General features: G+C 33.5%; 16 protein-coding genes and 1 pseudogene. All 17 read right to left on the reverse strand.

The annotated features are described in order from the left end of the window. Positions 1-53: 53 nt before the first annotated feature. Complete coding sequence (locus PN471_RS13225) at positions 54-1,364, reverse strand: nucleotide sugar dehydrogenase (RefSeq protein ID WP_271777241.1); 1,311 nt, start codon at positions 1,362-1,364, stop codon at positions 54-56. A 44-nt stretch (positions 1,365-1,408) separates the two neighbouring features. After that, positions 1,409-2,410, reverse strand: a complete 1,002-nt coding sequence (locus tag PN471_RS13230) for a CgeB family protein (RefSeq protein ID WP_271777242.1) — start codon at positions 2,408-2,410, stop codon at positions 1,409-1,411. 22 nt (positions 2,411-2,432) lie between these two features. After that, positions 2,433-2,600, reverse strand: a complete 168-nt coding sequence (locus tag PN471_RS13235; RefSeq protein WP_271777243.1) for a hypothetical protein — start codon at positions 2,598-2,600, stop codon at positions 2,433-2,435. 158 nt (positions 2,601-2,758) lie between these two features. Continuing rightward, positions 2,759-3,778, reverse strand: coding sequence for an IS4 family transposase (locus PN471_RS13240; protein WP_271777244.1), 1,020 nt, complete (start codon positions 3,776-3,778; stop codon positions 2,759-2,761). Positions 3,779-3,823: 45 nt separating this feature from the next. Beyond that, complete coding sequence (locus PN471_RS13245; RefSeq protein WP_271777245.1) at positions 3,824-4,975, reverse strand: glycosyltransferase family 2 protein; 1,152 nt, start codon at positions 4,973-4,975, stop codon at positions 3,824-3,826. A 21-nt stretch (positions 4,976-4,996) separates the two neighbouring features. Then, a complete protein-coding gene (locus tag PN471_RS13250; RefSeq protein WP_271777246.1) occupies positions 4,997-5,896 on the reverse strand; it encodes a class I SAM-dependent methyltransferase in 900 nt (299 codons plus the stop codon). A gap of 73 nt (positions 5,897-5,969) precedes the next feature. Next, positions 5,970-7,133: a glycosyltransferase family protein gene (locus PN471_RS13255; RefSeq protein WP_271777247.1), complete on the reverse strand. Its 1,164-nt coding sequence runs from the start codon at positions 7,131-7,133 to the stop codon at positions 5,970-5,972. A 119-nt stretch (positions 7,134-7,252) separates the two neighbouring features. Continuing rightward, positions 7,253-8,080, reverse strand: a complete 828-nt coding sequence (locus PN471_RS13260) for an FkbM family methyltransferase (RefSeq protein WP_271777248.1) — start codon at positions 8,078-8,080, stop codon at positions 7,253-7,255. A gap of 26 nt (positions 8,081-8,106) precedes the next feature. Continuing rightward, positions 8,107-9,429 (reverse strand): glycosyltransferase, encoded by a 1,323-nt coding sequence (locus PN471_RS13265; protein ID WP_271777249.1) that lies wholly within the window; start codon positions 9,427-9,429, stop codon positions 8,107-8,109. A 1-nt stretch (position 9,430) separates the two neighbouring features. After that, positions 9,431-10,549 carry an acyltransferase family protein gene (locus PN471_RS13270; RefSeq protein WP_271777250.1) on the reverse strand — a complete coding sequence of 373 codons (1,119 nt, stop codon included), beginning with the start codon at positions 10,547-10,549 and terminating at the stop codon, positions 9,431-9,433. Between the two features lie 37 nt (positions 10,550-10,586). Continuing rightward, the gene (locus tag PN471_RS13275) at positions 10,587-11,345 is read right to left on the reverse strand and encodes an FkbM family methyltransferase (protein ID WP_271777251.1); all 759 of its coding nucleotides are present in this window, start codon (positions 11,343-11,345) and stop codon (positions 10,587-10,589) included. Between the two features lie 414 nt (positions 11,346-11,759). Further along, entirely contained in the window at positions 11,760-12,587 is an 828-nt protein-coding gene (locus PN471_RS13280) for a class I SAM-dependent methyltransferase (RefSeq protein WP_271777252.1), read from the reverse strand. Positions 12,588-12,814: 227 nt separating this feature from the next. Then, positions 12,815-13,822 (reverse strand): glycosyltransferase family 2 protein, encoded by a 1,008-nt coding sequence (locus PN471_RS13285; protein WP_271777253.1) that lies wholly within the window; start codon positions 13,820-13,822, stop codon positions 12,815-12,817. Between the two features lie 18 nt (positions 13,823-13,840). Then, on the reverse strand, positions 13,841-14,836 hold the full coding sequence (locus tag PN471_RS13290) for a glycosyltransferase family 2 protein (RefSeq protein WP_271777254.1): 996 nt from the start codon (positions 14,834-14,836) through the stop codon (positions 13,841-13,843). Positions 14,837-15,390: 554 nt separating this feature from the next. Next, a complete protein-coding gene (locus tag PN471_RS13295; protein WP_271777256.1) occupies positions 15,391-15,480 on the reverse strand; it encodes a DUF4351 domain-containing protein in 90 nt (29 codons plus the stop codon). A gap of 12 nt (positions 15,481-15,492) precedes the next feature. Further along, complete coding sequence (locus PN471_RS13300) at positions 15,493-15,675, reverse strand: DUF4351 domain-containing protein (protein ID WP_271777255.1); 183 nt, start codon at positions 15,673-15,675, stop codon at positions 15,493-15,495. A gap of 246 nt (positions 15,676-15,921) precedes the next feature. Further along, a pseudogene (locus PN471_RS13305) lies at positions 15,922-16,226 on the reverse strand (hypothetical protein); the annotation flags it as partial.

Raw genomic sequence — 16,226 nt, forward strand, 5'->3', positions numbered from 1 at the left:
AATGGTATTCACATTAGGTTACACGGTATTAATGATTGTAGCAAGTTTCATACTTATGCTTTGATTACATTATTTAACTTTTCCCTATATCTTCCTCTCGTATCAATAATTAATTTACTATTATTCTGGATCATAGTATAATCAAAAACATCATGATCGCTAGATATAATAACACAATCCATTTGAGATAAAGACTCTGGATTGATATCAATTGATTGTAAATTATACTTATATTTTCTCATTTCAGGAAATATTGGCACATATGGATCAGAATAAAAAACATCCCCGCCTTTTTCTATCAGAAATTTAATTAGTTCAACTGAGGGAGATTCTCTAGTATCATCAATATTTTTTTTATAACTTATTCCTAATACTAAAATCTTCGCTTTTTTTAATGCTTTTCCGTGATTATTAAGAGCATCCATGACTTGACTTACAACCCAATAAGGCATCATCGTATTAATTTCTCCAGCTAATTCAATAAACCGAGTATGTAAGTCGTACTCACGAGCCTTCCAAGTTAAATAAAATGGATCAATAGGAATACAATGGCCTCCTAGTCCAGGTCCTGGATAAAAAGGCATAAAGCCAAATGGTTTAGTCTTAGCTGCTTCAATGACTTCCCAAATATCTATTCCCATTTGAATTGCCAGTATTTTTAATTCATTAATCAATCCAATATTAACTGCTCGGTAAATATTTTCCAAAATTTTGACCATTTCGGCTGTTTGTGTAGAACTAACAGGTACAATTTGTTCCACAATCATACTGTACAAAATTATGCCAACTTCAAGACATGATTTAGTTGTACCCCCTACAATTTTAGGTATATTTTTGGTTGAAAAATTTTCGTTTCCTGGGTCTTCTCTTTCAGGAGAATAAACCAAGAATATATCTTCTCCGATTTTAAATCCTTTACTTTCTATTTTAGGTTTGATTTCTTCTTCTGTGGTTCCTGGATATGTGGTACTTTCTAAGCTAATTATTTGTCCCTGTCGTAAATATGGAAGTAATGATTGTATGGTAGAGTGAATAAATGATAGATCAGGTTCTTGATGTTTACCTAAAGGGGTTGGCAAGCATATAATTAAAGCATCAGTTTCATTTACTTGCTCAAATTGGTTTGTTGCTGTAAATCTACCTGTTTTCCATGCTGTGTATACTGTCTCCTGTGAAATATGTTTTATATAGGTTTCTCCACGATTAAGTTTTTGGACTTTACGGAGATCAATATCAAAACCTAAAACCTTAAACCCCATTTCTACAAAACGCAAGCTTAATGGTAAGCCCACATAGCCTAAGCCTATTACTCCAATTACAGCTTTTTTATTTTTTATTTTTTCGATTATTTGTTCTTTGAACATTACTTGAGGCCTATTTGTTAATATTGAGTGAAATTTTCTCTGTCTTAAATAGACAGCATGGTTTTTAGGCGATCGCTATAAGTATGATGTCCTTGAGTAATTAGTAAATGGGCATTTTTGGCTAACCGTTGGCGTTCGTCGTCGTGATTGAGCAGCCAATGGGTTTTTTCTAGCATTTCTGGGATGGTATTAAAGTAAACAACCGCTTCACCTTCTTGACCAAAAATTTCCCGATGTTCTTGAGTATCTTCAGTTAACATACATGAACCAATGGCCGGGACTTCAAAGGTTCTCATACAGTTACCATCACGATTTGCTTTTCTGACTAAACATAGGGAAATTTTAGCACGACCAATGGCTAATCTGAGAGTGGAAACATCGGCTTGACCTTGAGTATGAGCCTTAGTTTCTGGGTATTTTTCCCAATAACTACCATATAGGGCTAAATTGATGCCCGATTGGATTAAAGCATTCATATAGGGAAGGCGATCGCGGTCTGCTCCCCCAGCAAAGATCATATCAGGAACGGTTGCATCTGGGTTGAGGTTAGATATATCTTCGGGATAGAATAAGTCATCATCGTAACCGAAGGGCAAATATTCTACTTGGGAACAACCTGCGTCGAGTAAGTCTTCTATATTGGCACGGCGGGGAGAAAAAACAATGTCGTAATGGGGTAAGGCTTTCAAGAACCAGGGTGCATAGTGAGCAGGGTTAAAAGGATCATCGGTGAGAAAATTTAACCTTTTAATTCCCACTTCACCAATCTGTTGTAGGGCTAAATTGTTAATAGCAGCTATTCCTGTGGTTAATAGCCATTGGGGTTGTATGTTAACACATTGTTTAACTACATCTTGGCTAAATGTATTCAAATTTGATGGATATTTACCTCGCAGATGCCAATTAATGGTTTTTAGCCATTTAGGGGCTTGATAGGCCAGAAGATTATGGTATAAAACAGGATGTAGACTTAATTTCAGGGCTGCTTTTAGGAAAGCATCACCGATATTAGTTCCTCCAGAACCACCAACTAAAATTAAGCCCATATTAGGAATAAACAAATAAGATTTAGTTAATCGGTTTTATTGCTTCAATATATACTGAAGGGACACCTTCTTTTGTAAACTCTACTTCATGAATTTCTGGAATATATGAACTCACTGCATAAGAAGAATCACAAATATCAATAAACCCAGCATCAGATATAATTTTTTTTAAAGATAAAGAATCATACATATATTTATGTTGGTGTGGATAGTCTTGAATCAAATTAAAAAATTTCTCTAAAAAATTTCGATCTGTTGAATATGTTCCTTCTTGATGTAAATCAGAAATGTTGAATGGCGTAACAAAACTTTACATAATAAGATAAACCTAGCCTAAAAGTACCCTTTTCATTTTATCCAAATAAGTTTTTTAAACCAATGAACATAACTTATTTCTTGACACATATACGCCTGAAGATATCGAAGTTTATCTAATAAAGTTTTGCCAAATTCTGTAGGTATTTCTATTAGTTGCAATATCAAATAAGCGATTAAACAGCACATTATTTGAATTCTAATTCCATTCTCATTCTTTGTCATAAGTCTGTCTAACTTTAGGTGCATTTTTAAGAACTTCCATAGCAATTCAATTTGCCATCTTTGTATATAAATTTCCATAATTTCTTGATTACTAACTTGCTCTTCTCCTTCATTTAATAAGTTTGTTGCTAAACGAAATTCACTCTTGGTTTCTATATCACAAAATGCTACTACTCTAATTTCTACTTCTCTGTCATCTTTACCGACTTTACAATTACCATTTTCTAGCATTTCTAAAGTGACATTATTTTTAATTCTTAAGACAAAAGCTTTATTTTTTTGTTCCTTTAATTCAGATATTCTTTCAGAGGATGCAAATCCTCTATCCATTATCCCTACTCCTTTCGAGGGGATTGCTTCCACCGTTTCTTGTCCATATTTATAATCATGTCCTTGTCCAAAATGAATCACCATTCCACCAACTTCTGAGGTGAGACTATCTAACCCACAAAATAGTTTTACCTGGTGATATCCTTGACCCCATAGTAATTTACTTGTTAATGTAATAATTGTTGAATCTATAGGAAATAATGCCTGGCTTTCTCCCTTTCCCTTTTTATTTCTTAATTGATTGTTTAATTTATTTATGATCTCCAAAAATACTTGAGTATCTCTATGTTTACTTGCCTTGGAAAAGTTTGATATTTTCAAGTCTATTCCTTGATTATTTAATCTCTTAAATAAGTCTCTCATGCTCACTATACTTTTATCCATAACATACTCTAACCACACCGAGACAAATGAACGTGTGTCTAGAACTGGATAATCTTTTCTAGGCAATGGTTTCAATATTTTTCTGATTACTTCTGGAAAATTGTTTAAGTGCATAATTTGATATTCTTTCGGTTATATATTTTCTTAGATTGTATCAAATCATGGCACTTTTTTGAATCTTTTCTTAACATTCAACACTTCTGCATTGCTTGAGCTTAATGGAGCAACTTGTTTACTCGAAAACATAGATTTGGACAATGAAAATAATATTCCTCGTAATTGATCAAATAGTTTAATTGGCAAAATCAAGCCAATTACACAAACAATAATGTATAGACAGTAAAGTTTAATTATTCTCAACCATCCCAGTTCTATTTTCAGAAATGTATTTTTAGGATGAATACCAAGACAGATACCCAGGGAATAGTTCCAGGACTGAACACGACGATATTCAATTATCCAAAAGGGGTAGGTAAATAGATATAATTGCAGAAAAATTGATTCTATGATTCTATCGCGGTTAGATTTATTTAAATAGGGAGAAATTGCATCTGCTACCACTTGGCCAATTAACACCATTGGTAATTTTCTCTCGACTATTGGGCAAGGATTCAATACGGGTATTTTAGCATAACTATCAACACTTTCACCGGGGATATAAATATCCTTTTTCACTGCTGACATTTTCAGTTCTAAGAGAGAAGAACCACTGGCTATAATTTTAGAAACTACATACATTTGGTACATCTCTGAACCATCCCACTTATCTGTATAACAGTCCTGTGCTTTGACTCTATCAATAATTACACCCGTCACAAAAGCAACATTTCTAAAGTGAGTGGCGGCGGTTTCTACTCCAGAATCAAACAATTGTGATTGACGAAGACGTTGATTCTTTTCTCCAGTTTTCCAGTCTTCATAGTTAGTAATAATGACTCCCGGTGAATCATACTTTTGTATTTCTTGATATATTTCTTCCAGAGTAGTAGATGAAGCTAGACAATCATCATTACCATGTAGAAAGCAGTATCTACCTTGGGCTAAAGCAATACTACTACGGATATTGCCATCATATCTCAGATTTTTTTCCTGTCTTTTGTAAATGAAAGATAAGCCTGAATTTTGTAAGTATGCAATTAATTCCTGCTCACGACCATCATTAGATTGATCATCGGAAATACACACTTCAAAATTCTTGAATGTCTGCTGTGCTAGAACTTTACAGGCTTCAATCAAAAATGATGTGCGATTATATTGAGGAATACAAATAGAAAAAACCGGATTTTCTCTATACTGATTTCTAATTTCCATGTTTAACTCCAAATTATTCAATTATTCTTTCTTTGCAAAATAACCTACTATCCATTGTCCTTTGGAAAATGGATTACCTAAGTTATCAATTATCATTGGCAAATAATATTTGAAAAAAGTTTTAAATTTAATGTTTGTTATTTTTGTTTTGCTCAGAAGTCCATCATAAAATAATGGGTAATAAGTCTTATTTCCCATTGATACTGTGAAGCAACTTACAGTATTAAATTTTATGGAATTGACTAATTTATTTAAAGATTTTGTAGAAAAACCAAGAACATGCATATCTGGATAAATTGCTCCAGCAAGTTTGGGTTTCTTTGAAAATAACTGACGATATCTATTAACAAGCATTGCACATAATGGCTCACGATTAGGAACTATAACAACTAAAATTCCTGATGGTTTTAGAACTCGATGTAATTGGTCTAGAAAATCTCTAGGTTCTGGTATATGCTCAAGAACATGGGATATTCTGACGATATCAAAGGTATTACTAGGAAATTCATCTATAGATGAGTGATACTGAATGTCAAAGTGCTTATTAGCAAAATAAGTTCCATGTTCACTTGATTCTACACCGAAGACGTTCCAATGCCTAGATTTAGCAACTGCCAGAAAAATGCCAATTCCACAACCAACATCTAAAATATTTCTCCCATGAGATACTTTTTCTAAAGTAGAGAGTTGACGTAAATAGGAATCCTGCATTTCAGCAACCAAATTATTGGCTGCATTTTGAGAACAATCTCTTAACTCCGAATACCAGCCATTATCATTAGCAGAATTAGGGCGTACCGATTTTTTTAGAAAGCATAAATCAGAATCCTGACAATGAAGCACATCTTCATCAAAAGATATACCAATTGCAGAGCTTTGTCCCCCGCAAGATGGGCATATTTGTTCATTTAATGTCACCATAATATTCAATCTCATTAAGTAAAGTAATTCAACCGAACTTTGATCAAGAAATAAAACTAGTTTCTATTAGAACTTAATTCATTTGATTTTTAACCACTTCAAACTGAGTTTCATAGTTCCACTCATTTAAAATCCTTTGTCTACCTTTTTCCCCCATTGACTTCATTTCTAAAGGATGTTCCAAATACCAGCGGATAACATCAGCAATGCTATTAGCATCTTCAGGATTACAGGCTAATCCATAACCGGGTTCAACATACATTTGTTTCCAGTCTGGTAAATCAGACACTACTAAGGGTAAACCACAAGCTAGATAATCAAACGGTTTATTGGAAGCACCTGTCAAATATTTAAGATTAAAGTTACTGCTGTTTATGGGCATGAGAGCTAGTCCGATGTCACAATCTTTAGCTAAAGCTAAAAGTTTACTCCTTGGTACGCCAGATATACACTCTATATATTGTTCTTGAATTCCAAATTTTGCTGCTAACTCCTTAATTCGAGCAAAATAACCAATGTTACCTAAAGTTTCATAACCTACAAATCGTAATTTGATTTTGCATTCTATTTTTTCTCCAAGAACGATTTTCACTGCTTTAATAATGCTTAAAGGCAATAAATTTGGACTGATATTTCCATGATAATAAAGAGTTAACAAATTTTCGTTACTACGATTAAGCTGTTGTATTACTTCATCTTGACGGGGACAATTCCAAACACATACTGTATTGTTTTCTTTGCCAATATTTTCGGCAAACCATCTAGTTCGCTGTAAATTTGGCAAAACACACATATTTGAACGTTGTGCAAGCCATTTTCTTGTTTGTAATACGAAGTTTTCAAAAAAACTCTTAGAGATATTTATCGGTGAATCATGTTCGTGATAAATAACTTTCATCTGGGGGAAAAAAGTTAATATTAAAGCTATCGGACAAACTAATAAATCCGAAGCATATACCCATTGAGGTCGCCAACGTAACACCCATATCAATACCCAAAGACAATATCTCATGTAATGTAACTTTTGTCGCCAGCCAGGATGACAAAAGGGTATTTGATAGACAGTAATATGGGGATGAGGTAGAAACCTTAAAGCGTCTGCTCCTGATGCTCCTGTACCTAAAAATAACACTTGCCAATCGGCTTGAGCTAAAATCCGAGAACTATGTTCTAAAGGGGGATAACCTGCGGGGTTTGTGTATTGGATATATAAGATGCGATTTTTTGATTTAATCATTATTAATTCAAACTTTTCATATAATCCACTAGAAATAAGTTTTGTTTTGATTATAGATTTGATTTTTTTTGCATCATAAGTTTTAACCGTTGCACAGTATATTTTTTTTTGAAAGGTTATTAACTATCCCAGTTACAGTTAACAGTTAACTCACCTAATGATTGTATTTCCATTTCTCCTCCTTGCAAATGATATATAAATTGATCATTTACTTTAGTCAGAATATACCCAGAGCTACACAGTTGATTATGAATTTCAGTGCATTTATCAATCCCACATATCATTGGATGATACTCTAACGCAATAAATTCAATTAACTTTTGTTCAATTACACTTTTAGCACCTCCAAAAACTAAATATTCTGCACCTTCACAATCTATTTTTAACAAACGAACGCGATTTAGTGAATTTTGCTGAAAGAATTCATCTAAAGTAATAGCAGGTACAGTTTCCTTGATAGAACCAATTTTCCAGTGACGAAATAGACTACTTGCTCCTGTATTTGTAGAAGGTCTGAGAAACAGTTCAACCTCCCCTGCTTGATTTGAGATTGCTAAACGACATACTTTAACGCTATTAGCATTATTAATCTTGATATTTTCGGAAATAATAGGCTGTAATCTGCTCTGAGGTTCGATACAGTAAACTTTGCCATCGTGAACTAAAGATGAAGCAATTACTGAAAAATAGCCTTCGTTTCCGCCAATATCAACGAAAATATCGGAAGGTCGTAGAAGTGATTCTAGCAATTTTGTCATCTGAGATTCATAAATACCTTCAGACAATAATGTGAAACCAAATACGGAAACTGGATCTGCGTAAAATGTGTAGCCGGAATCAGTTTTAATATGTTTTCTTTTAACTTGTAAAATCTGTTTAACCAGATTACCTAGTTGAGCCGGACGAATGGACAGTAAGGTTTGATAATATTTAGTGCTGTAGTTCATTTTTTTTGTTGTATTTGTAGATTGTTTCAAGACAAGATATTTCTATAGAGGACATTCATTTTCTCAGCTACTACCTTCATCATCTGCGGGGGACTAATTCCAGATTTTAGCTGTTTAAAATTATCCCTATGTTCACAAAGCTGTTCTAATTCATTAGCCCAGGCGTTAATAGAATCAGCTTCCACAAGTATACCGTTAACCTTATCCTGGACTAATTCAGCAATTCCTCCTAAGTTTGACCCCATAACAGGAATACCAGCCGCAAAAGCTTCTAAAACTACCATTGGTCCAGTTTCTAACCATTGAGAAGGAACAGCGAGTAGGTCATATTCTTTCATGGTTTGGACTACTTGTGCAGCAGATACGGGAGGTTGAAAATTAATTCTCGGATCACTTTGAACTAAATTTTGAATTTGCTTTTCATAAGAGTTAGTTGAGGTAGATTGCGAAATTCCGTAAATGTCTAAGTTAGCATGAAGTTGGGGCTTGGAGAGCAAGGCTTGAATGAGAATTTCAACTCCTTTAGTTGGATCAAGACGACCGAAATATACTAACCGTAAAGGTTGATTATTTGTATCATTAGTAGATTGAACAAAATTCTCTGGAATGTCTTGACATAAGCCTTGACGAATGACTGTAATTTTTTCATCAGGGACTTGATTAATAATGAGAATATCTTTGACCCAATTACATACTGCTATAATATGGTCAACTTCTCCCATGAGGGATTGAAAAGCTTGAGAACGACAATTAACTAATTCCCGCATTTGTAATGCGGTCCAAATCCCACCACTCAGATTAGCTTTAGATAGTGTTTCGCCAATTATAGAAGGTGAATGGGTAATAATTTGGGCGATATTTTGATTAATTCCTAATGCTTGTAGGGTGCAAGCTGTACATTTATTTAAATCTATTTCTCCATTACATACTTGACTTCCCCACTGTAATAATGTTCCTCTTTGACAGCTAACGGTGGGAGTGTGATAGGTGAATATTACGGGAATTCCCCTTGATTTAGCCAGTCTAACTATGCGTAAGGAAACACCACGAGTGAAAGCATGGAGATGAATTAAATCGGGGTTTTCTTCGTCGAGAATTTTACCAAATTCTATAGCACCAAGTTGATCTCCTTCTCCATAGATTTCTTTTAAATGTTTGACTTGTGAGGAGATAGCAAAGCGTCTAATTTGGATTTGGTTGTAGATGTAGGATTGGTTTTTTGCGGCTGGGGCGGCTATGATATTAGTAATATTTTGTTTTGCTAGTTCTCTTGCTAATGCTTCTACATAGATTTCTGTTCCACCCATAGGATCTGGATCAAAGCAGAAGGGAAGGTGGATAATTTTCATATCAAATAAATTTATTATTTTCTATTATTGCTTTCTCCTGTGTTGCAAACCTCTTTCTGTACTGGTTAAAAGGCTTTTCAATGTAGAAATAAATTAAGACTGAAGCAATAATACTAAGTGTGAGGAATATCCAGCTTGGTGCTACTTTTAAACCTAATAACTTGTGAAACACAGGATTTGTTACTGATATAATCAGCATATGTACCATGTAAATTGGGTAAGATAACTCACCAATAAAGCGATCAGTTTGAGAATTGGCTGTTAGACAAAAAATTGGATATATGAACAATCCCAAAAGAATGAACAAATAAATTTGATAATATTGGCTGTTAACAATTTGATAGACTATCACTGATAGCGAAAATAAACTTAATCCAATAAATCCTGATGTCTTAAGATGAATGAATGAATAAAGTTTGCCAATTTTATAAGCTAAAACACCTATCAAAAAGAAAACTAATTGTGCAGGAAAGAAAAAGTATGTGAGGTAATGAAGATGAAACTCCATAAAAATCTTAAGACTTAGACTAATTATGGCGATCGCCGCGATTATAACATTGGAACGACCCACAAAGAAAGGAGCTAATAAATAAAACCAAATCTCCGTTCCAATAGACCAAGCTTGACCAATGCTTCTTACTTGTCCAACCCAAATTGCCCCATCTTCTGTAGTTCCAGCAATCCGACTATAAAACAAGTGCATTGTTCCATCTGGAGAAATATGGAATAAACTTGGAATATCTTGACCAATCATCGTCAAATTAGAAAAGATGGCAAAGGCATCTCCCCACCAAGGCATTCGTTCATATATTTCCAAAAATCCATTAGCAGGAACTTTGCCGAAATAGAGTGCTAGAAGCCCAAAATAAATCCAGCCACAGACCGAGAGTGTGACAAAAACTGGATAAAGTCTAAGAAAACGACTTTTATAAAAGTTCAGCCAAAAGAGTTTATCTTTTTCTAACGTATATTTCTCTGAAAGGACGAGAGCCATGTAAAACCCAGAAATGATGAAAAATAGTTCAACTGCAATATCCCCAGAAACTAGTTCTAATCCAAATAGAGGAGTGGAGTGAGCAATAAGTACAGAAACAGCAAGTAATATTCTAATAATTCCCATAATGCAATCTTTAGCAATGAATATGGATCAGTTTCATCTAATTCTTTTCTTGTTTTGGTAATAAAATATAATCTCTAAATTGAGTCGCTTCAAATTCATCATGTTGAATTAATCCATCTTTTGTGAAATTATATAAATAATAATTTTCATGCAAAAAAGTTAACGTATTTAATTTATCTTGATATGTACTTAATACCTCAATTATTAGTGTTGGTTTTTTGAGAAAAATAAATTCTTTCATTCCTGACAAAACTTCAAACTCTGAGCCTTCCACATCTATTTTTACCAATATGCGCTCATCTTCACTAACTAAACGAGATAAATAATTGCCATTAATTACTAAGGCTTTATTATGACTAATATCACTAGAAAATAATTGAGCAAATTCTTTATTTAGAGAGCCGTTGGTTAAATGTCCCTGTGGTTCAAAAAAATCTAAAAATCCAACTTCATCCCCAACCGCACAGTTATAAGTTTGAATTCGAGTAGCTGAATTAATTTGTAAGTTTTCTAGTAACCTCAAATAAGCTGATTGAGAAGGTTCAAAAACAAATATCTTACTTGGATTTTTGTGATACTTTAAGAAAGTTTCATAAAAGAAAAGAGAAAATATTCCTACATTTCCACCTATTTCTATAACCGAATCATATTCTGATATGTTGCTTTCTAAATAAGCAAAAACTTCTTGTTCATAAGTAACATATTTAGTAACTATGGCCTCTGAATCAAATTCATGTAAGTGAGGAATCAATTGAAAAGTTATATTATTACACAATTGAACGGTTCTATGTTTCAATTGAAAGTTAGTCCATTGAATTGAGTTTATGCTATTTAGAATACGCTTATTTATGGAATTATTTGGTAATAGATGACAAATATCTCCTAGTAAATCTATATAGATTCTCGAAAAGAATTTTGATTTTGATATCAAGTTATGGAAATGAAAGCCTAATGGTTTTAGGATTTTGTAAAAACTCATATTTTCACCCAAAGAATTTGAATTTAAATACTGATTAGGTTCACAGAAAATTATTCAGTTAACTAATCTCGCGTGTATGTCAAGGTATATTGCTTTATTTGACGATATTTCAGTGCGATCGCTTCGGCTCGTTCATAACCTAACCATTTCGATAACTGTTGCAATCCTTTCTCACTAGAATGAATATATTTTGGATCGATATTGTGAAGTATAGCGAAAACTTCGGAGAATTCAGGACTTCTTAAATAGTGCTACCAATTCTTCTCCATCTCCAGTAAGTTGCATCCCAAGAATTAGAAATTTTTTGATAAGTGAACCAAACATTTTTTGACTTTCAACTTGCATATTAATGGACACTTCATCTTGAAGTAATTCAAAACCAGTGGTTTTACAAAGATTGCATAGAGTTTGACGTTCAAAATACCAAATATGCTGACCTGGTAAGAAATTATTCCAGCGTTCACGGTAAACTAATGTAGCTATTTTACTAAAATTTGGGACAGCAATAAATAAATATCCATTTGGATTTAAATGATTAAAAATACTCCTTAAAAATTCAGATGGATTAGAAATATGTTCAAGTACGTGTGTTGTTGTGATTAAATCGAATAGAGATTCTTCAGGTGGAAGTTCGTCAACTTTACAGTTAAAGACTTTTAAACCGCGAGACACAGCAGATTTGGCAACAGATGGAACCAACTCAACTCCTGAACTTTTCCAGCCGGCTTCTGACAATGCATGAACTAGATATCCAGCATTGCATCCTACATCTAGGGCTTTACCCTTAAGGTTAATATGCTTTTCCAAGAAACTAACATATCTCATCATCCCACTAACTTGACTCTGAAATTCAGAGTCATTTAGGGGTTTATAGATATTTACAGAATCTGTATAAAAGGAATTTGAGTCATGTTTTATAAGATCGCGCACCAGTCCACACTTATGACATCTGGCAATATCTACAGGTCCCCATTTTGTTTTGTATTGTTTTTTCCATTTGATTTTAGTCGATCCGCAAACACATTCGAGTAAAGTTTCTGTAGGCAAATTGGAATTCATAATTTAACTTTATTAGTTTTAGAAAAAATGGCTCTTCGGTACTTACTATGCTAAATCATTTTGTCAAACCCTAAAATCCTTATATGGTAAGGATTTTACGTTAATTCATCGGTGAATTTGACATAAATTTGGCATCAAAAACAATGAAACCCTTTATTTATATGGGTTATGGGGTAAATAAACTCATATTTGGCATAACAGGTACGGAAGAACCGAAAAAATACTCTTTACAGTCCGGTTTGTCTGAGAGTAAAGTGCTTTATCTGACGATATTTTAAGGCGATCGCTTCGGCTCGTTCATAACCTAACCATTTTGATAACCGTTGCAATGTTTTCGGACTAGAAGGAATATATTTCGGATCAATATTGTGAATTCTAGCGAGAACTTCAGAGAATTTAGGGCGATCATGTTCAAAGAAAAATCGGGCTAATTGTCCGTAAACTTCTAGCAAAACTTGCAGTTCCAATTCACCTAATCTATCGAGACTAATTAATTCTTCTACATAAACAGCATTGGAATAACAAGCATTACAAAAATCTAATTTCCGAGAACTTGATAAGCTTTGAGTCTGACCCACTCTATAAAAAAAGAGAGGTTTATTACTGGGGAAAATAGCAAAGTTAGGTTCTACTTGATATAAATCAATTAAAAGCCTTACATCCTCAATTACCCACATATCTTCTCTAAATCCCCCAGCTTTGAGAAAAGATTCTCTTTTAATTAATCCAGACATTAGTGGTATAAATCCATCATTTCTAATGAGAGAAATTGGCATAAAATTTGTAAAATAAGGTTGATGAATAGAAACATCTTTTTTACTATCCCATGTTGATTCCCTTGTCACTTTTGCCCACTTTGAAGTGAGAAAACTAGGATAACCATTTTTAATGGCAAAATTATACTGAGTAATTATTTTTATAGAATCTATCCAATCATCTGCATCTATAAATTGAATATATTCTCCATTTGCTTGTTCAACTCCTTTGTTTCTTGAATAGCTAGGTCCATAATTTTTGTCTAAGAATAGATAAGTAGTTTTTATGTTTATATCTATTTTCTGTTCTTCTTCCCATAATCTTTGTTTAAGATTTTTTGATTCAGAAGAAAGATTATCAATCACTAAAATCTCAACTTGATATGGAAACCAATCTTTTGCAGAGTTCCATAAGTATTTAAGTAAAGGAATTAAAAATTTACCCTGTTGATAATTAACAATAATTAAACTAATATTCATTATGATTTTCGCCGTTAATTATGACAATAAAACTTTCTTAACTGCACCCAAAGTGAATCTATTCCAGCAAATTTTGGGATCAAGGCATGATCGAAACAATATATTAATTAATGTATGTATTTTTTTGTTAGGTGTATTTAGTTTTATAGTAATATATTTATTCCAGGCTTTCTGGCGGTTCCTAAAAATTATAGAATGATGCAGTTTAATATATTTAGATTCTTGGATTAAGTTATTTAATACTTTGTCTCTTTCGAGGTCAAAACGACTGTTTTCATTTACTGTTTTAGATTCGTCATGAAGTCTAAAATGAGCTAAAACAGATGAAGTATAATGTATATTTGGAAATAAAGACAGATATTTAATTGATAAATCCCAATCAAAACAATAATTATATTGTTCTTGTAGCCAGCCAACTTGCTCAACTAATGACGTTCTTAACCATAAGCCTGGTTGATGAAAACTTATATTTTCTGAAGCCAGCACCATATTATCAGCCGATAAATTTTGATTTTGGATAATAACCTGATTGGCTTCATTAAAATTAAGGACAGCACCAGCAAAAGCATCAGCATCCTTGATGCCTTCTGACACTAATTTTAAACTGTTTGGAGATAAAATATCATCGGAGTTAATCCAGTTAAATATTTCTCCTGTGCATTTATACAATCCTTTATTAATCGCATTTGCCTGTCCTTTATCTTTCTCACTCACCCAATAAGTCAACCAAGGTTCATACTTTTTAATAATCTCCACTGAATCATCTATACTGTTACCATCAATGACAATGTATTCTAAATTAGGATAACCTTGAAGTAATACAGAACGAATAGTTTCTTCTATAAATTGCCCATAGTTATAATTAGGGGTAACAATACTAATTTTTGGCCATTCTGATCCATCAGGCATTTTATCAGGTAGTTGGGGACTTGATTCAGTCCAAGGCCAACCTGTTTTGCCTTCAGGTGGTGGAGGTAAGTCTTTTAATGTCAAAGCAGTGTTAATTGTTGCCATATTATTCAATACTTTTTGCTGATGAGTTTCTAATAATCAATTTTGCGATGCCTACAGCGAGCGAACTTCATTCCTCACACTAAGGAAGGAGGATTAAATAAAGTGCAAATCTTGATGGATGTAATTTAACATTAGGTTGGACGGTCGTTATCAAGAATTGTAAGTTAATAAATCCACGTTCCTAAGATTAATTAAACATCAAGAAATTCAATTTTCTTAGGGAACTTCTTGCATCAACGCTTTGCGATCGCATCTCTAAAAAAAGTATATTTTTAATTATCTTCAGTAAAGATTACTATATAAATACACTCGCGTTTAAAATCTGTAATCCTCTATTTTCCCTGGTTGAGATAAAAATAGTCGGTAAAAAAGTTTATCTGTTTTCATAAACACATTATATGTTTAGTAGCGATGCCTGCTCCAAGGGCAGCGATCGCCTGACCTGTTGGTATAGTTTTATATATCTTATTGCTTGCATTTTTAAAATATATTCTTTAAATGGCGATCGCCAAGGACCAATTTGAGATTTTATAAATTAGCGATCGCTTTCAAGATCAACGGCGATTATCTTGTAACCAATTTTCCAAATCTGCCATATTTTGAAAATCCAATAATGCCTCTCCTAATGATTCTAATTGAGAAATGGAGAGCGATTCCTACGGAGTGCTACGCAAACGCACTTTTTGCTCTTGAATAGCAGTTAAATTACCACAACGGCGTTTTAGCAAACGAATAGTTATATTTGCTTCTCCTTGTTGTAAACCTTTTTTCTCACCAATTTCTAACACCTCTTGATAAAACCGGGTTTGAGTAATATCAGTCTCTTTGAGATTAAGCATTTTTTGAATCTCCTCTAGACTAGAGGTTATTTTTTTGACAAAATAGTGAGGATCTGGGCATGATCAGATTATATATTCAGTTGCCATACCCAGGGAAGCGATCGCTTTAACCTCCCCTAATCACTTCTTTTGTTAGCAGTTTAATGAACTGCTAACCAGTCTATCAGGTCTTGTATTTGGGAAAAATCCCATAAACAGGATGTCCAGGATTAAAGGATAAACTTCAGACTGGATAGTTTGTCAAATTTATTGCTCATTAGGTAAGCTGATACCTTGTTCCAATAACAATTGTCGTAATTTAGCCACTTCTAATTCAGCAGAATCTGCCCGTTGTTTTTCCTGTTCTGCCCGTTGCTTTTCCTGTTCTGCCCGTTGTTTTTCTCGTTCTTCTGGAGTAGGCAACCAATTATTATCTTGATCATACCAACGTAACCACTGTCTAGTTAGTCCTTGATATTCTCCCTCCCATAATCCTAAACCTAATTCAGCTTCTTCTAGCCATACCCCTAATCCATTAATAGAGAGCGGTTGATAACGGTTCGTTACTAAAC

It is taken from the genome of Aphanizomenon sp. CS-733/32, assembly GCF_028330045.1.
Taxonomy (GTDB): Bacteria; Cyanobacteriota; Cyanobacteriia; order Cyanobacteriales; family Nostocaceae; genus Dolichospermum; species Dolichospermum gracile.